The 23,071-nt window shown below is 60.0% G+C and carries 18 protein-coding genes; 10 read left to right on the top strand and 8 right to left on the bottom strand.

The window, feature by feature from the left end:
- Positions 1 to 9: 9 nt before the first annotated feature.
- The 10 genes from M1D89_RS00495 (at position 10) to M1D89_RS00450 (ending at position 14,037) form a co-directional block, all read left to right on the top strand.
- On the top strand, positions 10 to 2,526 hold the full coding sequence (locus M1D89_RS00495) for a glycoside hydrolase family 78 protein (RefSeq protein ID WP_498643768.1): 2,517 nt from the start codon (positions 10 to 12) through the stop codon (positions 2,524 to 2,526).
- Positions 2,523 to 4,802 carry a glycoside hydrolase family 3 C-terminal domain-containing protein gene (locus tag M1D89_RS00490; RefSeq protein WP_498643766.1) on the top strand — a complete coding sequence of 760 codons (2,280 nt, stop codon included), beginning with the start codon at positions 2,523 to 2,525 and terminating at the stop codon, positions 4,800 to 4,802. Before M1D89_RS00495 ends, M1D89_RS00490 begins: the two co-directional genes overlap by 4 nt.
- Complete coding sequence (locus M1D89_RS00485) at positions 4,799 to 6,247, top strand: NAD-dependent epimerase/dehydratase family protein (protein WP_498643764.1); 1,449 nt, start codon at positions 4,799 to 4,801, stop codon at positions 6,245 to 6,247. Before M1D89_RS00490 ends, M1D89_RS00485 begins: the two co-directional genes overlap by 4 nt.
- A 266-nt stretch (positions 6,248 to 6,513) precedes the next feature.
- Positions 6,514 to 7,056, top strand: a complete 543-nt coding sequence (locus M1D89_RS00480) for a LacI family DNA-binding transcriptional regulator (RefSeq protein ID WP_498643762.1) — start codon at positions 6,514 to 6,516, stop codon at positions 7,054 to 7,056.
- Positions 7,057 to 7,192: 136 nt separating this feature from the next.
- A complete protein-coding gene (locus tag M1D89_RS00475) occupies positions 7,193 to 8,416 on the top strand; it encodes a cytochrome P450 (protein WP_498643760.1) in 1,224 nt (407 codons plus the stop codon).
- Entirely contained in the window at positions 8,413 to 8,613 is a 201-nt protein-coding gene (locus tag M1D89_RS00470) for a ferredoxin (RefSeq protein WP_498643759.1), read from the top strand. Before M1D89_RS00475 ends, M1D89_RS00470 begins: the two co-directional genes overlap by 4 nt.
- Complete coding sequence (locus M1D89_RS00465) at positions 8,610 to 9,815, top strand: NAD(P)/FAD-dependent oxidoreductase (RefSeq protein ID WP_498643757.1); 1,206 nt, start codon at positions 8,610 to 8,612, stop codon at positions 9,813 to 9,815. The genes M1D89_RS00470 and M1D89_RS00465 overlap by 4 nt, the downstream gene beginning before the upstream one ends.
- Complete coding sequence (locus M1D89_RS00460; RefSeq protein WP_498643755.1) at positions 9,812 to 11,017, top strand: sensor histidine kinase; 1,206 nt, start codon at positions 9,812 to 9,814, stop codon at positions 11,015 to 11,017. The genes M1D89_RS00465 and M1D89_RS00460 overlap by 4 nt, the downstream gene beginning before the upstream one ends.
- Positions 11,017 to 11,682, top strand: a complete 666-nt coding sequence (locus M1D89_RS00455; RefSeq protein ID WP_498643945.1) for a response regulator — start codon at positions 11,017 to 11,019, stop codon at positions 11,680 to 11,682. The genes M1D89_RS00460 and M1D89_RS00455 overlap by 1 nt, the downstream gene beginning before the upstream one ends.
- Positions 11,683 to 11,817: 135 nt before the next feature.
- On the top strand, positions 11,818 to 14,037 hold the full coding sequence (locus M1D89_RS00450; protein WP_498643753.1) for an MMPL family transporter: 2,220 nt from the start codon (positions 11,818 to 11,820) through the stop codon (positions 14,035 to 14,037).
- A gap of 1,207 nt (positions 14,038 to 15,244) precedes the next feature.
- Here M1D89_RS00450 and M1D89_RS00445 read toward each other — a convergent pair.
- The 8 genes from M1D89_RS00445 to M1D89_RS00410 all read right to left on the bottom strand — a co-directional run bounded on the left by M1D89_RS00445 (position 15,245) and on the right by M1D89_RS00410 (position 22,842).
- The gene (locus M1D89_RS00445; protein WP_498643751.1) at positions 15,245 to 15,430 is read right to left on the bottom strand and encodes a hypothetical protein; all 186 of its coding nucleotides are present in this window, start codon (positions 15,428 to 15,430) and stop codon (positions 15,245 to 15,247) included.
- Between the two features lie 388 nt (positions 15,431 to 15,818).
- Positions 15,819 to 16,760, bottom strand: a complete 942-nt coding sequence (locus M1D89_RS00440) for an SDR family oxidoreductase (RefSeq protein ID WP_498643749.1) — start codon at positions 16,758 to 16,760, stop codon at positions 15,819 to 15,821.
- Positions 16,761 to 16,831: 71 nt separating this feature from the next.
- Positions 16,832 to 18,037 carry a VOC family protein gene (locus M1D89_RS00435; RefSeq protein WP_498643747.1) on the bottom strand — a complete coding sequence of 402 codons (1,206 nt, stop codon included), beginning with the start codon at positions 18,035 to 18,037 and terminating at the stop codon, positions 16,832 to 16,834.
- Positions 18,038 to 18,106: 69 nt separating this feature from the next.
- Positions 18,107 to 19,117: a fumarylacetoacetate hydrolase family protein gene (locus M1D89_RS00430; protein WP_498643745.1), complete on the bottom strand. Its 1,011-nt coding sequence runs from the start codon at positions 19,115 to 19,117 to the stop codon at positions 18,107 to 18,109.
- Between the two features lie 51 nt (positions 19,118 to 19,168).
- The gene (locus tag M1D89_RS00425; protein ID WP_314326041.1) at positions 19,169 to 19,543 is read right to left on the bottom strand and encodes a nuclear transport factor 2 family protein; all 375 of its coding nucleotides are present in this window, start codon (positions 19,541 to 19,543) and stop codon (positions 19,169 to 19,171) included.
- A gap of 64 nt (positions 19,544 to 19,607) precedes the next feature.
- The gene (locus tag M1D89_RS00420; protein ID WP_498643743.1) at positions 19,608 to 21,086 is read right to left on the bottom strand and encodes an aldehyde dehydrogenase; all 1,479 of its coding nucleotides are present in this window, start codon (positions 21,084 to 21,086) and stop codon (positions 19,608 to 19,610) included.
- Between the two features lie 45 nt (positions 21,087 to 21,131).
- Complete coding sequence (locus M1D89_RS00415; RefSeq protein WP_354225988.1) at positions 21,132 to 21,638, bottom strand: flavin reductase family protein; 507 nt, start codon at positions 21,636 to 21,638, stop codon at positions 21,132 to 21,134.
- 13 nt (positions 21,639 to 21,651) lie between these two features.
- The gene (locus M1D89_RS00410; RefSeq protein ID WP_026546643.1) at positions 21,652 to 22,842 is read right to left on the bottom strand and encodes an acyl-CoA dehydrogenase family protein; all 1,191 of its coding nucleotides are present in this window, start codon (positions 22,840 to 22,842) and stop codon (positions 21,652 to 21,654) included.
- Between the last annotated feature and the right edge of the window lie 229 nt (positions 22,843 to 23,071).

Genomic DNA, 23,071 nt, shown 5'->3' with positions numbered 1-23,071 from the left:
AAGAATCCAATGAGCCACTCCCTGCCCTGGACCGCCAGGTTCATCGCCCCGGAAGCACGATCAGGTCCTTCCGAACACCCCCAGCCGGCACCCCTTTTCCGCCGCGACTTCAACTCTGCCAATATCAGGCGGGCAACGCTGCATGTGACGGCGCTCGGCCTTGTTGAGGCATACCTTAACGGGCAGCGGGTGGGCGATGAAGTCCTCGCACCCGGCTGGACCACTTACCGCCATCGGCTGAACTACAGTAGCCACGACGTCACCGAACTTATCACCGACGGCGCCAACACCTTGGCGGCGATGGTGGGGGAAGGATGGGCGAGGGGTCGGCTCGGTTGGGAAGGCGCAGGACCAACCAAAAACATCTTCGCTGACCGTCCAGGCTTGTTCATGCAGCTCGAACTCGATTACGGGGACCATAGCGAAATTATTGCTACCGACGAAGAGTTCCGCACCTCTCCCGGACCCGTCCTCTTCGAGAGCATCTACGATGGCGAACACTACGACGCACGGCTGGAGCAAGTCGGCTGGTCCACCCCTGGTTTCGATGCCTCCACGTGGGCACCGGTGGAAGTCATTGACTGGGACCTGACGACCCTCGAAACCCCCACGAAGGAACCTGTCCGCCGCATCGAGGAAATCCCGGTCCAGCGGCTCCTCACCACGCCCTCGGGAAAGACCATCGCCGACTTCGGCCAGAACCTCGTGGGCTGGATCCGCCTGAACGTTGAAGGTGACGCGGGTACCACCGTGACCCTTCGCCATGCAGAAGTCCTCGACGACGGCGAGTTAGGCGTCCGCCCGCTGCGCACCGCCAAAGCAACAGACGAATACACCCTGCGCGGCAACGGACCCGAAACATGGGAACCGCGCTTCACCTTCCATGGGTTCCGCTACGCCGAAATTGAGGGCTACCCCGGAGAGCTAACCATGGACAAGCTCACGGCCATCGTTGTTCACACCGACATGGCGCGCACGGGATGGTTCGAAACCTCCAACCCCCTGCTGAACCAGCTCCACAGCAACACCGTGTGGTCCATGAAGGGAAACTTCGTCAGCCTGCCCACCGACTGCCCCCAGCGGGATGAACGCCTTGGCTGGACCGGTGACATCAACGTCTTCGGCCCCACAGCGGCCTACCTGTACGACGTCCGGGGCGTCCTCGGGTCCTGGCTTCGCGACCTCGCCCTGGAACAGAAGCACAAAGGTTACGTGCCCATGGTCGTCCCGGACTTCCAGACCCATGCCGCACCGATGACCACTGCGGTGTGGTCCGACGTCGCCGTCTTGCTGCCCTGGACTCTCTACCAGGCCTACGGGGACCAACAGATCCTGGAAGACGCCTACACGTCCATGGTCGGATTCACCGACCAAGTCGCAGGCCTGCTGAACCCGGACGGGCTGTGGGACTCGGGGTTCCAATTCGGCGACTGGCTCGACCCGGATGCACCCACGGAAAACCCGTCAGGCGGCAAAACCGAGTCGCACCTCGTGGCCGCCGCGTACTTCTGCCGCGTCACGGAGGTGATGGCAAAAACGGCCGCCATCCTTGGCAACAGCGAGGACGGCGCCCGGTTCTCCCATCTCGCAGCAAAGGTCAAGCAGGCCTTTAAGGACGAGTACGTCACCCCATCCGGCAGGCTGGCCAACAACTCTGCCACCGCCTACGCCCTGGCCATCACCTTCGATATCCTCAACGCTGGACAGAAGGAACGCGCGGGGGAAATGCTGGCCAAGCTGGTGACTAAGGCCAAACACACCATTTCCACCGGATTCGTCGGCACGCCCGTCCTCTGTGACGCGCTCACGCAGACGGGGCATCTGGACGACGCCTATAAGCTCCTGCTGAACACTGAATGCCCGTCGTTCCTGTACCCGGTTACCATGGACGCCACCACCATATGGGAACGCTGGGATTCCATGCGCCCTGACGGCACCATTAACCCCGGCGGGATGACCTCCTTCAACCACTACGCCCTTGGTGCAGTAGCTGACTGGATGCACCGCACCATCGCAGGCCTCGCACCCGCCGAACCCGGCTACAAACGAATCCTCATAGCACCCAAACCCGGCGGTGACCTCACCAGCGCCTCGGCCCGTCACCTCACCCCCTTCGGTGAGGCCGCGGTCTCCTGGCGCATTATCGACGAGACCGTGACTCTCGATGTGACCGTCCCGGTTAATACGACTGCCGATATCGTGCTTCCGCTGCACCCGGAAAACCTGAGAGTGGAAGTAGGACCAGGAAGCCACACCTGGAGCTACGAACTTCCGGCAGGACACAACGAGACCCCGGAATACAGCCTGGACACCACCTTCGGCGTTCTCGCCCAAGATAAGGAACTGTGGGAGAGCTTCACCGAAACCTTCTCATCCTTCTTCCCCGGCGTCCCACTGGATGCCAACAACCCCGAGGCGAAAAGCATCAGCATCAGGGACATGCTCGGCATGATCCCCATGAGCCCCGCCGGACTTGCTGAAGCGCTCGAAAAAGTCCTGACTTCAAAGAACGAGGTAACCGCATGACCCCGCCAGCCAATAGCAGCGAGAACACCGGAGCAGAAGAGACCGTCGCGACCCTCGGATTGGAAGAAAAGGCGACTCTCCTGTCTGGCCGGGACTTCTGGTCCACCGCCGAGGTGGCTGGAGTGCCCTCGATGGTCCTGACCGACGGACCCCACGGCGTCCGCCGGCAGGCCGGCGAAGCCGACAACCTGGGGCTCCACGGAAGCCTGCCCGCTACATGTTTTCCTCCCGGGACGGCGCTCGGCTCAAGCTGGGATCCGGACCTTGCCAAGGAAGTCGGGCAGGCGCTGGGCCGCGAAGCCCGCTCCCTCGGTGTGAACGTCCTCCTCGGTCCCGCAATCAACATCAAGCGTTCCCCGTTGTGCGGACGGAACTTCGAGTACTTTTCAGAAGACCCCCTCGTCAGCGGCGTACTGGGCGCTGCCTGGGTCCGGGGCGTGCAAAGCCAGGGCATCGGAACGTCGGTCAAGCACTTTGCGGCCAACAACCAGGAGACCGACCGCATGCGGATCAGCTCCGACGTTGACGAACGAACCCTGCGCGAAATCTACCTCCCGGCCTTCGAACGCGTGGTCCAAGAGAGTAGCCCGACCACTGTGATGTGCTCATACAACCGCATCAACGGCACGTACGCCTCGGAAAACACATGGCTTCTCACCGACGTCCTGCGCAAGGAATGGGGCTTCAAAGGTGCCGTCGTGTCCGACTGGGGCGCAGTCAACAATCGTATCGCTGCACTCAAGGCAGGGCTTGACCTCGAGATGCCCGGAAGCGACGGCACCACCACAGCCGAGATTATCGCCGCAGTTAAAGTCGGCAGCCTCGAGCCGGCATTCCTTGACCACAGTGCCGTCAGGATAGCCAGGCTGCAGCAGCTCACAGAACTGCAGGGCGACGACGCTACCTTCGACGCCGCGGCCCATCACGCACTGGCCCGCCGGGCTGCCGCAGGCTCCATCGTCCTGTTGCGCAACGAAAACAACACGCTCCCCCTCCAGCCGGGCACCAACGTGGCAGTCCTAGGGGAATTCGCCGAAAAGCCCCGATACCAGGGCGGCGGCAGCTCCCACGTCAACCCCACCCGCGTCGACATCCCTCTTGAGGAGCTCCGCACCGCCCTCGGCGAGGACAATGTGCATTACGCCTCGGGCTACGGCGAAACCGGCACCGAATCCTCCGGTCTCCTGCTGGAAGAAGCCGTGGATCTGGCCACGCGAGTCGACGTCAGTATCGTGTTCGTGGGCTTGGACGAAAAGGAGGAATCAGAAGGATTCGACCGCACTAACCTCGACCTACCCGCGGACCATGTAGCCCTCATACAGGCCGTCGCTGCCGTCAGCAAGCGAACTGTTGTTGTCCTGTCCAACGGCGGCGTGGTGACCCTCGAACCATGGCACGACGACGTTGACGCCATCCTTGAGGGCTGGGCTCTAGGCCAGGCAGGCGGCGGAGCCCTCGCCGACGTCCTCACCGGCCGCATCAACCCATCAGGCCGGCTCGCCGAAACCATCCCCTACCGGCTCAACGACACAGCTTCGTTCATCAACTTCCCCGGCGAGGCAGGACACGTCCGTTACGGGGAAGGCGTTCTGATCGGTTACCGCTATCACGAGACAGTCGACATTGCGGCCCGGTATCCGTTCGGGCACGGCCTCAGCTACACCACCTTCACCTACTCCGACCTCAGTGTGGCCGCGCACGGCACGGACCAGGCAACGGTCCATCTCACCGTAACCAATGCAGGTGACCGTGCAGGCGCCGACGTCGTCCAGATCTACGTGGCAGCACCCCAGGGACCGGTCCGAACACCCTTGCGTGAACTGCGTGCATTCCAAAAGGTCACGCTGGAACCAGGAGAATCCCGGACACTCACCTTCGAACTGGACCGGCGCGCCTTCGCCCACTACGACATCACCGAGAGCCGGTGGGCCGTCACACCGGGAGAGTACTCAATAGAACTGGGCCGCAGCTCCCACGACATCGCAGCCCGCAGCGCAATCACCCTCGACGGGGACGCAGGCCGCCACACACCGCTTAGCCTTTCCTCCACCGTAGAGGAGTGGTTTACCCACCCGGTGGCAGGGCCGCTGCTAATGGAAGGTATTGCAGCTTCCATGACCGAAGAGCAGCGCGGGGCGGCGGAGGCCATGCAGGACGGCATAAAAATGGTGTACTCCATGCCCATGGACCAGTTCGCCAAGTTCCCCGGCGTCACCATCCCCCAGGAAGCCCTCGAACAGCTGATCAACGCCACGAGGGAGGCTCCGGTCGGATGACGTCAACACGAAGAAAGAAGGTCTTCCTTACCGGTGCCACCGGGAACTGGGGACAGTACATCCTGCGGGAATTCGCACAGCGCGCCGACCGGTTCGACATCACTGCCCTGGTCCTTCCCACCCCGAAAGACACCGCGATCATCCGCACCTTCGAGGACATGAAAAACCTCAGCGTCGTCTATGGCGACGTCACGGACTACCCCATCGTGCTAACCTGCGTCACCGGAGCAGACTACGTCCTGCACACCGGCGCCGTCGTCTCACCGTTTGCCGACGACCATCCGGAACTTGCACATACGGTCAACGTCGGCGGTGCCAGGAACGTCATAAAGGCAGTGAAAAGCCAGCCGGACCCCGACGCTGTCCGGCTGGTCACCATTGGCACCGTCGCCCAAAGCGGTGACCGGAATCCGCCCAACCACTGGGGGCGCATCGGTGACCCCCTGCGAGTGTCCCGCTACGACGAATACGGGCAAAGCAAAGTCATCGCAGAGCGGGAACTGATCGACTCCGGACTCAAGAACTTCGTCTCCCTACGCCAGACCGGCATCTTCCACCCAGGCATCCTGGAAATCCGGGACCCAATCATGACCCACACCCCTATCGGCGGAGTCTTGGAATGGGTTTCTGTTGAGGACGCCTCCCGCCTGCTCGCCAACATCTGCGAAGACGGCGTCCCGCAAGAGTTTTGGGGAGGCATCTACAACATCGGCGGCGGGGAATCATGGCGCCTAACCAACTGGGACCTCCAAACCAGCATGACCGCCGCTATGGGCGTCAGAGACGCCCGTAAATGGTACGACCGGAACTGGTTCGCGACCAGAAACTTCCACGGGTTCTGGTACACCGACTCTGACGTGCTGGAATCCCTCGTCCCCTTCCGGAAAGACACGTTCCAGGAAGCACTGCACAGGGCCGTCGCGGCGGCACCGGCCGGGGTCCGGCTCGCAGGGAAAATACCTGCACCGCTGATCAAGCACCTCGTCATGAAACCGCTGACCAAAAAGCCTCGCGGCACGATGGCCTGGATCGAAGCCAACGACACCGCAAAGATCAATGCCTACTTCGGTTCCAGAGAGGAATGGGAAAGCATCGGCGACTGGTCCACCTTCTGGGCGCCTCGGCCAGACAAAGAACCACAGTTCCTGGACCACGGCTACGACCAAAGCAAGGCCGCGGCCGCCTGGACACTCGCGGACATGAAGGACGCCGCGGATTTCCGCGGCGGCGCCCTGACCTCCGCCTCCATGACTACCGGCGACATCGCAACCCCCCTGACCTGGAAGTGCGCCGCGGGCCACTCCTTTCAAGGCAGCCCCCGGCTCATCCTCACGGCCGGCCACTGGTGCCCGGAATGCATCAAAAACCCCGCCGATTACCCCAACCAGGCCACGGTGAACCGGTTCCTTGCCCAGCTGGAAAACAAAACTCCTGTTAAAGCCTGAAATGCCATACTCTTCGGGGTGCCTTTCATCCGCGTCCAGTCGGACCTGCGAATTGCACCCCGAAGTTATATCCAATCATTTACCTACATCAGCCTCGGCCAGCCGTCGATACTCCGGCCATCGCGCTGTGCTTCCAGCGGCCGCAGCTATGGCTCGGTAGCAGGACAGAAGCAACGTCCGATCCAAAGGCGCTGAACTTCTGGACCTACCACGGCAAGACGATTGAACAAAATAATCCCATTTCAATCCAACCGGCAGGAAAACCGATGAACGCCAGCCAATCCAGCCTGCAGAATGTGGACGGGGCGCTGCGAGCCGACGTGACGATGCGCGACGTAGCCCAAGCAGCGGGTGTGTCCATGGCAACGGTCTCAAACGTCATCAACCGTCCGCACTTGGTAGCACCGAAGACCAGGGAGCGTGTGCAGCGCATAGTCCAGGAACGGGACTTCCGGCGTGATGCCCACGCCCAAGCCCTCCGAGGGTATGAGCCAGCCAGCAGGAAAGAACAACCCAACAGCAGACCCGACAATGTCCCTGAGGATCACCCGGTCATTTCTGATCCGTGCGTAACCTCCACTGCAACGCCATCCCCGGATCCAGCACCTCTCGAACTCAGCGCTGACCCTCTTGTACCTGGGCAACATCTCAGTTTCAACGTCGGCTTGGAGAGGCTAAACGGTACTGTCGACGTCGTGATGCCCGACAGGTCCTGTTTCTGGATCTGGACCGACGACGGGATGGGCCGGCGGATGATCGAGTCCTGCGAAGCGACCATCATCACGCACATGGGCGACCAAAGCCACTAGCTTTTGCCGGGCCTACAGCGCCTGCAGTACACGCAGATACTGCAAGCGAACGATTTCAAGATTCCCAACCCCTACAAGACTGGTAGTCCCCGGCAAAGCAGACGCCACCCGGAGCCCGACCAGAGAGAAACCTTCAATGACGCAGATACCTAGTCCCCCGGTTGCACCCGACGCACTCCCGCAGAACAGGTGTCCCTTCGATCCTGACCCCCGTTATGCGGAGCTAAGGGTCTCCAAACCAGTTAGTCGTGTAAGCACTCCCGCCGGGTTGGATGTCTGGCTAGTCAGCGGCTACGACGACGCTCGAGCCGTGCTCGGCAACAACTCAAGCTTCAGCAATATCGATGCCAGCTCTTCCCATCTGATGGGTGACCCCGAAGCCTTGGGTGGCACCCCACCACCAGGGGTCCTCTTGCGCTATGACGGCGACGAGCACTCAAAGCTGCGTCTTCGGCTCGCCCGGGAATTCATGGTCAAACGCATCGCCCGGATGGAACCGTTCATCAGGCAGCTCGTCACCGAACACATCGACCGTCTGGAACAGAAAGAAGGTCCGGTAGACCTTTACCGGGAATTCGGGCTGCCTATTCCCGCCATCGTCATCAGTGAACTCCTTGGCGTCCCGGAAAGCGACAGGGAGACTTTCGAAAAAGCCACGACAGCCCAGGTTGACCTGAGCCTATCGCTGCAGGAACGGCAGGCCGCCGCGGCCGAGAGCGCCGGATTCTTCGCAGGGCTTGTTGCCTCCAAGTTTGAACAGCCTGGCGATGACCTCATCAGCCGTCTCATTCAGGAGCCCGCCGGTCGGCCTCTGGACTTCGCGGAACTGACCGGGTTGTCCCTGCTCCTGCTCGCAGCCGGACATGACACCACAGCGAACATGATCACACTCGGCACCTATGCACTCCTGCAAAACCCCGAACAGGCCGAAAAGATGGTCGCGGACCCTGCGGTCATGGAAACCGGCGTGGACGAGCTGATCCGATATCTCAGCATCATCCACAACGGCATTCTCCGGAAAGCTACGGTGGACGTCACCATCAACAACCAGCTCATCCGGGCTGGTGAGCACGTAGCAGTGGTACTGGAATCAGCTAACCGGGACCCGAGTTTCCTGGCCGATGCCGACACGCTGGACCTCTCGAGGTCCTCAGCCCACGTCGGGTTCGGCTACGGCCCGCATCAGTGCCTCGGCCAGCACCTGGCCCGCCTGGAACTGCGGATCGCCCTGCCAGAGCTGTTCCGCAGGGTCAAGGGACTACGGGTAGCCACCGAAACGATGGATATCCGCTACAAAAACGACATGGTCGTTTATGGAATTCGCGAGCTGATGATCGAGTGGGACGAGGTAGTGGCATGAAAATCGAAATCGATACGGTAAAGTGCGTGGCGGCAGGTGTCTGTGTCCTGGCCGCGCCGGACGTCTTCGACCAAAACGATGACGATGGCGTGGTCGTCATACTGGACGAGCAACCATCCATGCAGCAAATTCCAGCTGTGCGGGACGCAGCCGCACGTTGCCCGGCCGCCGTGATCCGACTCGTAGAGAACCCGTGACGGCACGAGCGCCGCAGCGGGTTGTCATCGTAGGGGCTTCAGCGGCTGGCCTCAGCACCGCTGAAGCACTCCGTCGCGGAGGATATGCCAACGAACTGACGATGATAGGGGCGGAAGTCCACCGCCCCTATGATCGGCCGCCCTTGTCCAAACAGTACTTATCGGGGGAATGGGACGCCGAAAGGATCATGCTTCGTCCCGCAGCACATCTGGAAGACCTGGACGTCGAAAGCCGCCACGGGGTCCCTGCCAGGGGGCTCGATATCCAGGAACGTAAGGTGGTCCTCACGGACGGCAGCGAAATCAACTACGACCGCTTAATCTTGGCGACCGGCGTGAACCCCAAGGCGTTGCCAGGCGCGCAACACCTAAAGGGGGTTCACACCCTGAAGACCCTCGATGACGCGGAGGTGCTTCGGGGCGAGCTTCATGCACGCAGTCGTGTGGTTGTTGTAGGGGCAGGGTTTCTGGGAACCGAGATTGCTGCGGCCGCGGTGTCCCGTGGTGCCGACGTCACCCTGATCGGCAATTCGGCTCCGTTGGCTGGGATCATCGGCCCCGAACTGGGTGCGGAACTGAGCGCCCTTCACGTCAGTAACGGCGTGACGCTCAAGATCGGGCGGGACGCCTCAGTCGCTTCGCTAGTGCACAGCCGCGGGAAGGTGACCGGTGTGGCACTGAAGAATGGTGTCATCATCATTGCTGATCTCGTAGTCGTTGCGGTCGGTTCCGTCCCGGCAGTGGACTGGCTGCGAAAGAGCGGCCTGCGCTTGGACGATGGCATCCAGTGTGCCCCAGACTCATCAGCCGCACCAGGCGTGTACGCAGCCGGGGACGTAGCCAGATGGCACAACAACCTCTTTAATGTCAGCATGAGGCTGGAACACCGCACCAACGCCGTGGACCAGGGCATTCATGTGGCCGAACAGATTCTTTCCGAAAGCAGCCGAGACTACACTCCTGTTCCGTATTTCTGGTCCGACCAGTACGACATGAAGCTTCAAAGCTACGGGTGGCTGCGGGACCATGACGAAGTGCTGCTCGCTGACGGTTCCCTCCAGGAGGGTAGCTTCGTGGCGCTTTTCCGGCGAGGTGATCGTCTGACGGGTGTCCTCGCGGCACGATCTCACAAGGCCCTTCGGACATGGCGGCAATATCTTTGCGACGGCGCCAGCTGGGGCGATGCGCTTGACGCGGCATGAAAAGCACAACCGCCGGGATAGAAAGGAAGGGCAGCATCAAGCAGTGGCAAAGTAACAGCGGAATTGGCGATCTGTGGCAGCTGTTCTTTGACGTCGTGGCCTTGGCAGTGGTTGTGATGGAAATATACCGAATCAGTCAGGCAGGCGTGGACTTCGGCTCCTTCGCGCTGTTGACGGGAGGTCTCGCCGCGACGGTTCTCAGACGCCACCTGCCGGGATCGGCGCTGGCGACCACGGCTCTATTAACGGTGTTACTGCCCCTGCAGACCGGGCAACATCTGCCGGCATGGATCCTGCTGGTAGTTTGCCTCGCTTCCTTCGCCATGCTCAGGCCAAGGACTCACGCCGTGGCGGCCACCACTGCCGTCGGGTTTATCCTCGTCACGGAAGCCTTCCTGGTGATGCATGCTTCCTTCTTAGACCCCCTGACTTGGGCGCTGATTGCCTGGGCTGCAGCGGCAGGCGGAGTCGGTTCTGCGGTCCGCTCACAGCGGCAATACGTGGAGGCTTTGGAGGAACAGGCGAGCAATCTTCTACAAGCCCGAGAAGCAGTAGTCGCCCGGCGTATTGCTGAAGAACGGATGAGCATTGCCCGGGAACTCCACGATGTGATGGCCCATCACATCGCCGCCATCAGCGTTCATGCAGGCGCAGCTGAAGCAAACACACGCAATGACCCGGAAACAGCCATGGAATCCATGGTCCGTATTAGAAGCGCCAGCAGCGAAGCCCTGCGTGAACTGCAGGCCATCCTGCACATCCTCAGATCCGGTGAAATCGACGACGCCGTTGACGTACCCGTTGCCGGAGCAAGCCAGATCCCCCGCCTCATCGAAGCCTTTCGTGCCCTCGGCCTTACGGTCGATTACCACGAGCGAGGCCTTATTCCCACGAATCTTCCCCCCGCTTTGGACCTCGCCCTTTACCGGATCACGCAAGAAGGGTTGACCAACGTACATAAACACGGTGGCGGGCAAGCACGACTCACTCTCAGAACCACAACAAAGGACATCAACCTGGAAATGCGTAATGATGCCACGACCGCTCCTGAGGAGGACCACACAGACCGAACAATCGACCAGCAAGGATTTGGGCTGATCGGTATGCAGGAGCGGGCCGTATCCGCTGGCGGGCGCTTCAACGCAAAAGACGACGGAAAACACTTCATAATTGAGGCCTCATTTCCGCTGGAGGCCGGATGATGATCCGCATAGCCCTCGTCGACGACCAGGAAATGATTCGAGTCGGTCTGCGCGGGATCCTCCAGAGTCGTCCTGAGTTCGTGCTGGTGGGAGAGGCTGCTGACGGCATCCAGGCCGTGGCTGTGGTCAGGGAGGTAAAACCAGACGTCGTGCTCATGGATATCCGAATGCCCGGCATCGATGGTGTCGAAGCAGTCCGCAGGATCCGAGCCGAGCCGGAGCTGGACCCAGTAAGAATCCTGGTCCTGACCACCTTCGAGGACGACCACAACGTCATCCGAGCCATACAGGCAGGAGCCCAGGGTTTCCTCGGCAAGGACGTCGGCCCCACAGAGCTGATAGCAGCCATCGACCAAGTAGCAGCAGGAGGTTCCATGCTGTCCCCGACCGCCGCCGGATCGCTCATCGCCCACGTCGCGGATTCGTCAAAACGTCCAGTAGACAGTGCAGCGGTCAGCGCCTTGGCTGCCCTGACCTCCCGGGAACGAGCAGTCCTGACCCAGGTCGCTGCCGGGCTCACCAACGACGAAATAGCTGCAGCCCTGTTCATCTCACCACTGACCGTCAAGACCCACCTCAACCGGGCCATGACCAAGACAGGAACAAGGGACCGCTCTCAACTGGTCATCCTGGCGTTCAAGGCAGGGCTCGCCGACCCCGCCTAAGCAGGGAAAACACTCCCGCGGCAGTACCGATTTCCACGCCTCCCAGAGGATTACGGAACAATCGTTGAGCGAGAAGATCGAACTGAAGCCCCTTCCTGCGAACAGGCTGGGTACATTTCTTTCTAGGAGCCTCGTATGGCAAAAATTCTCTTCCGGCTGGGCATTTTCAGCGCCCGGCACCGACTCGCTGTGATCCTCGCCTGGGCCGCAGTACTGATAGCGGTGGGAGTCACAGCTGTTACGGGTATGCGGTTCAGTGACGGATCCTTCGACATTCCCGGAACAGAATCAAGCAAAGCCCTCACGACTGTTGAACGGGAATTTCCCGCCGCTAAGGCGGAAGGGACCGCTTCACTCCAGCTGGTGGTGCGCACTCCCGGCGGGGTGCCCATAACCGGGCTTCCCTATGCGGAAAAAGTAGCAGACCTGACCGCGGCGGCGGAGTCGATCAGTAACGTCTCTGCTGTCCGCTCACCCTTCGACCCGGTCCAGCCAAACATTTCAGAGGACCTCAGCACCGCGGTCATCACCCTGGCCTTTACAGGAATTGACGATGCAAACGCCGAAGCGATCCAACAGGAAGTGGAACGAGTCACCGGCTCAGCCAGAAGCTACGGACTGGAGGCCGAAATAGGTGGGACGCTCCACAGCGAGTTGCCAGAGATTCTCGGGCCATCCGAAATCGTGGGGGCCCTGATCGCTTTCGGAGTCCTACTCATTACCTTCGGGTCCCTCGTCGCTGCCGGCGCCAACATGCTTACCGCCCTTCTGGGCGTCGGCATCGGTGTTCTTGGCATCTTCGCCTCGTCAGCTTTCCTCCAACCTGTCGGATCGATGACACCCATCCTCGCGGTCATGCTGGGACTCGCAGTGGGCATCGACTACTCACTCTTCATCGTTGCCAGGTTCCGGGCTGAACTGCGGGCCGGCAGGGACGTCACAACCGCCGTCGGCAGGGCCATCGGAACGGCAGGCTCATCAGTTGTTTTCGCTGGAGCCACAGTGGTCATAGCCCTCGCAGCCCTCGCGATCGTCAGGATTCCCTTCATCACCGAAATGGGACTGGCCGCAGCTTTCGCCGTCGTCGTCGCCGTCATCATGTCCCTGACCCTCCTTCCCGTCTTCCTGCAGTCCATGGGACACAAAGCACTTTCCCGCAAACAGCGTCACAACAAGCCGGCCCAAACGCAGGACCAGGTAAAAACCAAGGACAAGCTAGGGATACTAGAGGTTTGGGCATCTGTCGTCGTACACAAGCCCGTACGATCCCTTCTTACCGGAGTCGCACTCCTGGGAATACTCACAGTGCCCGTGCTGTCACTTCAGACGGCACTCAGCACACCCGGAGGCGATGACCCCGACAGCTCCCAGCGGCGGGCGTACAACATCATTGCCCAGGAATTTGGTCCCGGCTCGCAAAGCCCTCTCGTCGTCCTGATACAGGCAGAAAAGCCGGAATTGGACCAAGCAGCCACGGATACCCGGAACATGCTGACCAACCTTGACGGGGTCCAACTCGTCACCCCGCCCGTAATCAGCGCATCAAAAACAGCTGCACTCATCACGGTCGTTCCCGCTACAGGGCCCACTGATGCTAATACCAAGAACCTTGTCCATGACATCCGGGACCGAAGCACTGATATCGAAGCCGACTTGGCAGTAACGGGCCAAACTGCTGTCTCGATAGACGTCGACGCACAATTGAGCCAAGCTCTCGTCACCTACATCGGAGTGATTGTTGGTCTGTCGCTGGTTCTGCTAATCATCCTGTTCCGGTCGATCCTCGTGCCGCTGATCGCAACCATAGGATTCCTGCTCTCCCTCGGCGTCGGAATCGGCGTCACAGTCGCCGTCTTCCAATGGGGATGGGCTGACGCCGTTTTTGCAGCACCAACCGGATCGCCCATGCTCAGTCTGCTTCCCATCCTGATCGTGGGCATCCTCTTCGGACTGGCCATGGACTATCAGGTCTTTCTTGTCTCCCGCATGAAGGAAGCCTATACAAAGGGCTACTCGCCCCGGGAAGCGATTCTGGACGGGTTTTCGAAGACAGCCTTCGTTGTTGTGGCGGCGGCCGCCATCATGGCTGCAGTCTTCGGAGGATTCGCACTCAGTCCCTCACCACTGGTCGCCTCTATCGCTCTGGCACTCACCATCGGAGTGCTCGCAGACGCCTTCATCGTTCGAATGATCATTGTTCCCTCAGCCCTGTCCCTTCTCGGCCACGCCGCCTGGTCCATACCCTCATGGCTGGATAACGCACTTTCAGCTATTGACACTGAAGGCCATGCCCTCGAAAGACCAGCTGGAGCCGTAATCGACGATAAAGCCCAAGAACTGCTTACAACTCGCTAACTACTGGCAAGCTGCTCTGTATTTGAACTGCTCCCTGGCGTTGGACCTGAGAAATTCGGTTCCATTTTCGGGGAGTTGTTTTAGCACGGCTTTCACCGTCCCGCCGAAAGAAGGCGGGGGCGCCACAGGCCTAGCGACTCCTGTGAAGCTTCGGGGCAGATACCCTGCACTTCTCATCGGGGACTTTAAAGATGCTTTTATAGGCACCTGGCAGGGACAATTTCACCGGCCCAGACTCCTGACTTGGGGGCTGCAGCCAAGGCAGGTGGGAGTTGCGAGTTGACAGCGACGGCGACACGGGCTGTGAATTCCTAATGTGGTCAGTGCATACCAACGCGGTCGAGAACTGAACTGAAGGAGTATACGCATAGAAACTCCTACATCCTAGGTCGGCCATCCATCTAAGAGGCTCTCCACTAGCCCTTCCTCTTGCGCGTACGGGCCTGTTGATGCTTCACCGCCAACTGTGGTCAGTGCAACCTGAGATACCCGGGCTTCTTCCGCTGTATCGGGTGCGCGAGCCTATAACCACGTCGCGGAAGCCGCTTCGTGATCTCGCTGACGTTGCCCGCGGATACACGCAGGGTTCGAGCAAGATCGCTGGCTAAATCTGACCGGCAAGTCGGGCGTAAAGATGATTGATATGAAAGGTCGGAAAGTGGGGCGACAACGCCGGAAGAAGCGGCCCAAGCCATTGTCGAGGGCATCGAAAAGGGCAACTTCCACATCCTCATTGGTGGCGATGCCCGCCCGCCCGATCGTCTGGTTCGTATCGCTCCTTGTTGGGCTACTGACGTAGTCAACGAGCGTATATTAGCCGTTCTGTAGTGGGCCACGCTGATGACTCAGGTCTAGCCACTAAACCTCTAACTCTTTATTGCCGTCGGATTTGCCACGCATACGCGGCAACCCCTGCTGCTTAGGCGTGGCATTATGGGCCACTGGTGCCGCCCCGATACTAGGCTGTAGCTCAGTCTTCCGAGGACGAGGGGAGAGTCCTTGCGATTTCGTCGATTAGGCGGGCTGCGGGGTTGAGGCAGCGGGCTTGACCCAGACCCAGCGATGTTTCCGTTCGTGCGATTCCCTCTATTTTCCAGATTGACTCCGTGAGGGGTTGGCGAAGGTGGTAGTTGTCTCGCACCCGCATTTGATCAGGACATCTAGCTGCCCGTCACCGAGGTGACTTCTTCTACGCCAGGGGCGTTGGCTAAGTCGTCGAGCACCGCGCCACGGTCCCCCCGGGAGAGATGAGGACAGAGAGGTAAACGATGGTGGCGTAGCGGAGCGCCTGCCAATTGATGTTTGCGGTGTACCCATCGATCACGCCTTTTTGGCTGAGCCTGGCTGTCCGCTCAGCAATCGCTGGTGAAACGCCGGCAGCTGCTTTGGCCAACCGCCGATCGCTTTGCGCGACTAACCGTAAAGTCTCGAGGAGGTCATTCGGTATGTGGCTTCTCCGGTCAATTTAAATGGTTCAACCCAGGCCGAGTATCCCTCCGCGGCGACATACATCCTGCGCGACTCAAGCCCTTCTGGTGCGAGCCAGAGAACTGATGAGTCATGCATGGCATTTTGAACCGTACCCGTCGCGATCACATGATCATCCCTGCGTATTTCGACGACCGCTCCCAGTAATCGGTTCCATTCCGGGTAGTTGTGGAGCGTCACCAGCGTCACCTTTCGTCGTTTGTCGGTATATTTCTGGACGACTCAGCGAAAAGACGGCTTCGCCACATCAATCTTGATCGAAGCCGTCCTGTCGCTGGCGCCCTTGTGAGGGTTTAGGACACGTTTGCCGGGATCTGGTCGTACGGTACGGATTTGACGGCTTCCATCACCGATTTCAGTGTTTCCGGATTGCGCCCGGTGATCAGTTGTACGTGACCTGAAAGAAGGGTCTGATACCCCTCGGCAATGGCGACTTCGGCAGTGACCAATTCATCGCTTGCCCACATGTGACCGTCGGCGCTGGGCGGCATGGAGGGGTCGTAAGTCCTCGGGATGCCGATTGAATCGAAGAAGGCGAGACGCTCATCAGCGGAAATCGGCTGATAGTCAATGGGTGCGCCATGTATCTCCGACCCGATGCGGGCAATGTCTTCAAAAGTCAAAAGCTCCGGTCCGGTGATTTCGTAGACAGCACCTTCATGTTTTTCTGCGGCAAGCAGTACGGCGGCGGCGCTGCGGGCGACATCAGCTTTGGCGGCCGGCGCCAACCGCCCATGTCCGGTAGCCTGTGCCATAACACCACAGGCCGCCGCTGGAGCGACGAGGATATTGCTGATGATTTCCGAGTACAACGCGTTGCGGAGGAAGGTGTAGGCCATACCGGATTCCCTCAAATCAAGCTCACTCTGATAGTGGTCCCGGGCTGAGAGTGCCGGGTTGGTGGGATGGATACCACCCACAGAGGTGTACACGATGTGACGGATACCGGCATGCTGTGCCGCAGCAATTGCGTTCCTGGTCTCCGCTACCCGTCGGCCAAGGTTAAGTCCACTGATGAGGAACAGGACGTCGCCACCACTGTAGGCCTCGTTGAGGGATTCCGGTTCTTGGTAATCGCCCCGCATGACGCGGATCCCCGGATTCTTATGTCTGTACAACTTCTCCGGGGTACGCGAGACCAGAGTCAATTCGATGTCCGGGTCAGCTGCCAAAAGCAGTTCAGTAACCCTGCGTCCAAGATCTCCCGACGCCCCGCTGATGATGATACGGCCCACTTCAGGCCTCCTTTGTTCGGTTTCTTGTTCCCGGCCTCTTTGGCGGGAACGGTCCTGCGGGTGGTGCAATGTCAGCCGAGCGGTCCCCAGAACGTCTCCCCGCCATAGGTATCGGACATGGGAGAAAGCGCTTCGGGCCAAACATCGGGATCGACAACGCGCCGTTGCGAAGGTGACCTGACAGAGCCGTCCCATCCCACTTGTTCCATGTAGTAGTACAACTGCATGACGTGGCCGTCGGGATCTACGGCGTGAACCGTGTAATCGACACCAGGGTGGATGTCCTGCGGCAAATCGAGAAGCTTGACTCCGCGCTCTTCGAGATAAGCGCGTGCAGCTTTCAGTTGCTCGTATGAACCAAGCTGAATGCCGAAAGAAAGCAGCGTGGTGTGCTCACTGACCTCGAGTTTCTTCCGGAGTTCCATCGGAAAGAGTCCCAGGCTGTGGTGTTCGGTATTGGTCCTCAGGAAGACCGCACGGTGGCCGTCCACCATCGTCTCTTCGCTCTTTACCAAGCCGAGCCGTTGCGTGTAGAACTCTTCAGCGCCCGCGACGTCCTCGACGAAAATGCTGACCGGTCCAATACGCACTGGCTTAAAGGGTCGCGAAAGGAGAACGCCGCCGACGTCGAACGTTTTGGGCAACTCGTCCACCCAGCGGTAACCACTGGTGAGGTCCACACCCTGCGCTTCAGCATCGGCCAACTCGCTGCTCTCGGACTTCGTGGGCAGCGATGGGTGCTCATTGGCCCACGGCCACAGGACTTCGGGTTTGCTTCGCCCATCCCATCCCACCTGTTCGATCCCGTATTCGAGCTCGTTGGTGTGCCCTGTGGGGTCCGGGAAGTAGGTGTGCCAGTTGGAACCTGGGTCCCGGCCATACCGTTCGATCTTGTTGCCCAATGACTCGAGCCACAGCCGGGCCTGGACCACTTCGCGGAGGCTGCCAACCTGCCATGTGATCTGGTTGATGGTGAGATCGCCCCTGGCCGGCGAATCCATGTGGTCCACCCAGGCCTTCGGCATCAGGACGAAGGTGTGGTGATCGCTGTTGTGGCGAAGGAAATAGATGTGTTTGTCGGCAAGGCCATCGAGCCACGTGCCTGGATCGTACTTTTCAAGGTTCAAGGCGTCCGCCACGTGGAACCCCAAAAGATCCCTGTAGAAGGCCAACGATGCACCGGTGTCTTCGACGCTGATGCCGAAGTGGTTCAGCCGGCGGATTTTGAAGGGACGGTCGTAAAGCACACCGCCAACGTTGTGCTGCTGTTCGCTCATGATGCTCTTTCTTTGTCGTGGTCCTTTGAAAGCCTGGGCTACACCCGGGCAGGGAGGTGATCGGAATTCTCAGGCACTCGGGCTGATGACTTCGTTTCGAATGGTGCCAATAAGGGACGAGGACACCTCCACCACATCGCCGGGTTTCACGAACAAGGCATCCGGGTGTGAGCCATCCGTTTGCTGGCGGCTTGAATCCACCGCGGTTCCCTTGGGTGTTCCGCTGCTGATGAGATCACCCGGGTAGAGGGTGGTGTCCGCTGACAGATGCTGGATGAAGGTGGAGAAGTCGTGAACCATCGACTTGGTATTTCCGCTTTGCCGGATCTCGCCGTTCACCCGGCACTCCAGCGGAATATCCTGCGGGTCAAGACCCTCGTTGACAACGATCCATGGCCCGATGGTTGCCGAGGTATCAAAATTCTTTGAGTGCATGAAGTCCGGCCCAAAAGAAACGTTGTCCCGGATCGACCAGTCGTTGTGAAGCGTGTATCCCCAGATGTAAGGAAGGGCATCATCCCGGCCGATGTCCCGGCCCTGCTTCCCGACAATGACCGCCACTTCGGCTTCATAGTCCAGACGCCGGGTTCTGGCGGGGTACCGCACAGGTTCCCCATCCGCCCCTACTGCCCGGTGGTCTTTCAGGAAATACTTGGGTCCGCCTTGAACCAGCCGGTCAAGGACTTCGGCGGTGTCATTTCCCGCGCTGTTCTTGCTGGCGGCTTCCATATGGTCAAAGAAGTTGGCCAACGCGCAGTAGATCCGGGATCCCTGGGCCACCGGGGCGTGCAGATCGGTGTCCCCGAGGTCAAAGAACAGGACCTCTCCATTGCGTCCCCGATCGTCGGCGGCCTTGGACCACAAATAGTCGACGGCGGATTGCGCGCCTTCGAGTGCCCGGTTTCCTTCGGTGATGAACGCCCCGAGCTCCGCCGGGACCTCTGCGTCGGCCCGGGCCTGCGGCCGCGCCTCCTCGGAGGTTTCAGCAAGATATTTTGCATAGGCGGCATTTGCGTCCACCACCTTGTTTTCCACGATGACGCCCACACGTCGGTGGGGGCCAAAAACAGCGATCTTCATGAGTTCTCCTGGGTATTTAGTGGTCTGGTGCGTTGTTGGATCCATGCCCGCTCACGTGAGAGGGTCGACGCCGACGTCCTCGAAGACGCGCGCGTCCGTTGGAGTGAGGCTGTAGATGGTGAGGCCCTGGATCTTCCCGTCCCGGATAGTGAAGAAATCGCCCAGTTTGAGGCTCACTCCGTTGGCATCCAGATCGATCTCCACAGCTACGTGGTCTCCATGAACCACCGGAGCATGGGGGCTGGGCGTCATTTTTCCGGCGGTGAGTCCGTTGCGGTACATCCGCCTGATGGCATCGGCGCCTTGTAGGGTTCCTGCAGCATTGGTCAGCCGCGCATTCGAAGCAAACAGATCGGCTACGGCTTCTGCGTCCCCGGCCTTCACGCCGTCAAAGTAGGCTGCGACAATTTCGGTTGAGGTAGTCATTTGGTGTTGTCTCCTTCCACTGCAAACCGTTCCGGTTTACGTCGGGTTGGCCTGGCGGCCGGTGTCAGGCGCTGAGGTACTTGGCAGATGCGTAGATCGACTTGTATTCCAAGTACGCGTTGATGCCCTCGGGTCCGAGTTCCCTGCCCACTCCGGAATCCCTGAACCCGCCGAAGGGGGCCCCGAGGTCCAGCGTGTAGTAGTTCAGCCCTATGGTTCCTGTGCGGACGCGCCGGGCCACAGACAAGGCCCTGTCCTCATCGGCGCTCCACACGGATCCGCCCAGACCGTAGTTGCTGTCGTTTGCCATCCGCACAGCGTCCTCGTCGTCGTCGAACGGGATCAGTGCCATGACCGGTCCAAAGACCTCTTCCCGGGCCAGGCGGTCGCTGTTGGCGACGTCGGCAAAGACGGTGGGCTCAACGAACCACCCCTTGTCAGCCCCGGGAGGACGGCTTCCCCCCGTCACCAGACGGGCGCTGGAGGCTTTTGCCATCTCGATGTAATCCATCACCCGCGCCAGATGCTCCCTGGTAGCCATAGGCCCCATTGTCACTGTGGGATCCAGCGGGTTCCCTACGTTGTAGGAGGCAGCAAAGCTCCCCACCGCTTCTACGACTTCCTCGTAGCGTGAGCGCGCAATGAGGATGCGTGACTGGGTGGTACACGTTTGGCTGTTGTTCAGGAAGGACGCGTTGTCCAGTCCGGCCAACAGAGTATTAACGTCACCATCTTCGAGGAACACGGCGGCTGACTTGCCACCGAGTTCAAGGGTGCATCGACGGATCAAGCGACCGCATTCGGCGCCGATGATCCTGCCGGCAGCCGTGGAACCAGTGAAGGCGATCTTGTCCACCAAAGGATGTGACACCAGCGCGGCCCCTGCGTCCCGATCCCCCAGGACAATGTTGAGGACACCGTCAGGCAGTCCTGCAGCCTTGGCCGCATCAGCAAAGACGTAGGAATCCAAGGCGGTTTCCGGAGACGGCTTGAGGACCACCGTGCAACCGGCAGCCAGGGCCGGCGCAATCTTGAACATGGCCAATGCTTGAGGGAAATTCCATGGTGCGATTGCGCCCACCACACCTACCGGCTCCCTCCGGACGATGGTGGACCCTGCCTGGCTGGTGCGCACTTCTTCCAATGCCAGGTTTTCAATCACGTTGGCATAGATGTTCAGGAGGGCTCCGGGAGCACCTCCATTCAGCATCTGTGAGAGCCCGATCGGCATGCCGTTCTCCCTGGAAACCAGTTCGGAAGTGCCGGCGGACCGCAGATTCAGCTCATTGGCGAAACGCCGTAGAACCTCAGCCCGTTCCTGTGCCGTCGTTTTGCCCCAGGGCCCTTCATCGAGGGCCCGCCGCGCTGCCAGGACAGCGGCATCGATATCTGCCTCCGTCCCCATGGCCGCTACACCAATGACCTCACCAGTAGCTGCCTCCACTTGGTCCCGGAGCAGATCCCCGGCTGGCTTGACCCACACACCATCAATAAAGAAGTGCCTTCGGTCCAGATCATGTTGCTTCTCAACGATGAGGGACATGTGTTCTCCTAGCTAAGAGTTGTGGAAATTCAGGACACCGCGGCATCAGGCCGGGAGGTTCAGGAAGGTGCCCTGCAGGAAGATGAGTGGCGGGTTTGTGGCCCGAAGTTCCAGGGACTCGACGCGGCCGACAACCTGGTAGTGGTCCCCTATGAGGTCGATCTTGTAGCGGGTGCATTCCAAGGTGACAATGGCGTCGTTGAGCAGGGGCACTCCCCTGCTGGACGGGGTCCAGTCGACTTCACTGAAGCGGTCTTCCGAGCGCCGTGAGAATGCCTTGCAGAGCGCGGTTTGGTCCTGCCCCAGGATGTTGACTCCAAAATGGCTTGCTTCGTAGAGCCGGGGCCAGGTTGTAGATGCCTTGTCCACGAAGAACGCCACCAAGGGCGGTTCCAATGACACGGATGTGAAGGAACCTACCGTCATTCCTACCGGCCCGGACCTGGTGCCGGCTGTCACTACCGCGACGCTTGTTGGCACATGGCCCAGCACGCGGCGGTAGATACGTGATGGGTCCTCAACTGATGCTTCGGGAATGGTGGGGATGGACATTGGTGACCGTGCCTTAAAGGTTGATGGTTGGTTCCAGGCCCATCAGGACCCGACCGTAGGCTTCTTTGCCGATTTCAGGAGTGACAAAAGCGTGCCGGGCGGCGATTTCGGAGTCCCGCCAGATCTGGTTAAGGACGTTGGCCTCCGCGAATGACCCGGCGCCGTTGGCGGTCATCAGGGCATCGATTGCCTGACCAACAAGTTCGGCAATAACCCCGGTGTCGTTACGAATACGCGCCCGCGTAGGAAGATCCAGCTGCTCACCGGCATCGGCTGCGGTATCAATGTCCAGGCACATGCGGTTCAACAGCAGCTCGGACATGTGCAGATTCGAAGCTGCCTTGGCGACTGCCAGTTGATGCGTCGGTGAATCCTTGGCGTTGCTGTACATGGAGTACGCCACCGGCTTGCCCGGGAGCTTGGCCAACGTAATCTCCAGTGCGTGGCGTGCCAGGCCGATCTGCGGAGCAATCAGGATCGCTGCTGCAACAGCGTTGAAAGCGACATTTGCCATGCGATCGTCTTTGTACGGTGACAAGAAGTTGGAGCTGAGCATGTTGCTCAGGCGCTGCACCCGGTGATCCGGCACGAAGTGGTCCTGAACGACAATCGTGTCGCTGCCGGTGCCCTTCATCCCAGCCACGAACCAGGTTGGCTCAATCGTCCAGGCTTCCGCGGGAATCAACGCCAGCGCCATGGGATCATCACCGTCGAGCAATACACCCAGCGTTGCCCAGTCTGCAGCGAAAGAACCTGAAGAATACGGCCACCGGCCGCTGACAAGGTAGCCACCCTCAACGCGTTCACTCTTGCTTCCGGGGCTGAATGTTCCTGCCACCTTGGCCAAGGGATTATTGCCGAACACTTCCTCCTGGGCCTGCTCGGAGAAGGTTGAAGCGAAGCCGGTGCCCACCATCATCAGCGTTGTTACCCAGCCTGTGGAACCGTCACCCCGGGCAATCTCCTGGGTTACCTCTACCGCTGTACGCAAGGAGGCCCCCATTCCCCCGTGACGTTTGGGAACCAACATCCGGAAAAGGCCGGCGTCCTCCAAAGCTGCAACTACTTCCGGAGCCACACGGCGGGCTTCTGAACCCTGGGCCGCGAACTCCCTTACCAAGGGAACCAGTGCGGTAGCGCGGGCTACCAGCTCAGAATCCGGCACGTTGATATCGGACAATTCGGTGATTGACGTCGCTGTCATGGTTCCTCTTTCATGTGGATAAAATTAAATCGGCAGACTTATACCGCTGATCTTCAAGTGAAGTTTGAAATCTTCGTCAGCAATCTTCCAGATGCTGCTTGATGTAATAAGATTCGTGGAGTATCGACGCCCTCTGGGCGGAATACGAGTCTTCGCAGCCCGGCCAGATGTTGTCCGCCGTCCATGAATTGCCCACATCATCCGCAGCTTTGAGGTTTGTAAAGAAAAT

This window comes from Arthrobacter sp. D3-18 (assembly GCF_054408525.1).
This window is presented reverse-complemented; position numbering and strand designations above follow the sequence as displayed.

Bases quoted from the DNA above. Each gene is read 5' to 3' on its own strand.
- M1D89_RS00495 (WP_498643768.1), top strand. From the start codon at position 10: ATGAGCCACTCCCTGCCCTGGACCGCCAGGTTCATCGCCCCGGAAGCA.
- M1D89_RS00490 (WP_498643766.1), top strand. From the start codon at position 2,523: ATGACCCCGCCAGCCAATAGCAGCGAGAACACCGGAGCAGAAGAGACC.
- M1D89_RS00485 (WP_498643764.1), top strand. From the start codon at position 4,799: ATGACGTCAACACGAAGAAAGAAGGTCTTCCTTACCGGTGCCACCGGG.
- M1D89_RS00480 (WP_498643762.1), top strand. From the start codon at position 6,514: ATGAACGCCAGCCAATCCAGCCTGCAGAATGTGGACGGGGCGCTGCGA.
- M1D89_RS00475 (WP_498643760.1), top strand. From the start codon at position 7,193: ATGACGCAGATACCTAGTCCCCCGGTTGCACCCGACGCACTCCCGCAG.
- M1D89_RS00470 (WP_498643759.1), top strand. From the start codon at position 8,413: ATGAAAATCGAAATCGATACGGTAAAGTGCGTGGCGGCAGGTGTCTGT.
- M1D89_RS00460 (WP_498643755.1), top strand. From the start codon at position 9,812: ATGAAAAGCACAACCGCCGGGATAGAAAGGAAGGGCAGCATCAAGCAG.
- M1D89_RS00455 (WP_498643945.1), top strand. From the start codon at position 11,017: ATGATCCGCATAGCCCTCGTCGACGACCAGGAAATGATTCGAGTCGGT.
- M1D89_RS00450 (WP_498643753.1), top strand. From the start codon at position 11,818: ATGGCAAAAATTCTCTTCCGGCTGGGCATTTTCAGCGCCCGGCACCGA.
- M1D89_RS00435 (WP_498643747.1), bottom strand. From the start codon at position 18,037: ATGAGCGAACAGCAGCACAACGTTGGCGGTGTGCTTTACGACCGTCCC.
- M1D89_RS00430 (WP_498643745.1), bottom strand. From the start codon at position 19,117: ATGAAGATCGCTGTTTTTGGCCCCCACCGACGTGTGGGCGTCATCGTG.
- M1D89_RS00425 (WP_314326041.1), bottom strand. From the start codon at position 19,543: ATGACTACCTCAACCGAAATTGTCGCAGCCTACTTTGACGGCGTGAAG.
- M1D89_RS00420 (WP_498643743.1), bottom strand. From the start codon at position 21,086: ATGTCCCTCATCGTTGAGAAGCAACATGATCTGGACCGAAGGCACTTC.
- M1D89_RS00415 (WP_354225988.1), bottom strand. From the start codon at position 21,638: ATGTCCATCCCCACCATTCCCGAAGCATCAGTTGAGGACCCATCACGT.
- M1D89_RS00410 (WP_026546643.1), bottom strand. From the start codon at position 22,842: ATGACAGCGACGTCAATCACCGAATTGTCCGATATCAACGTGCCGGAT.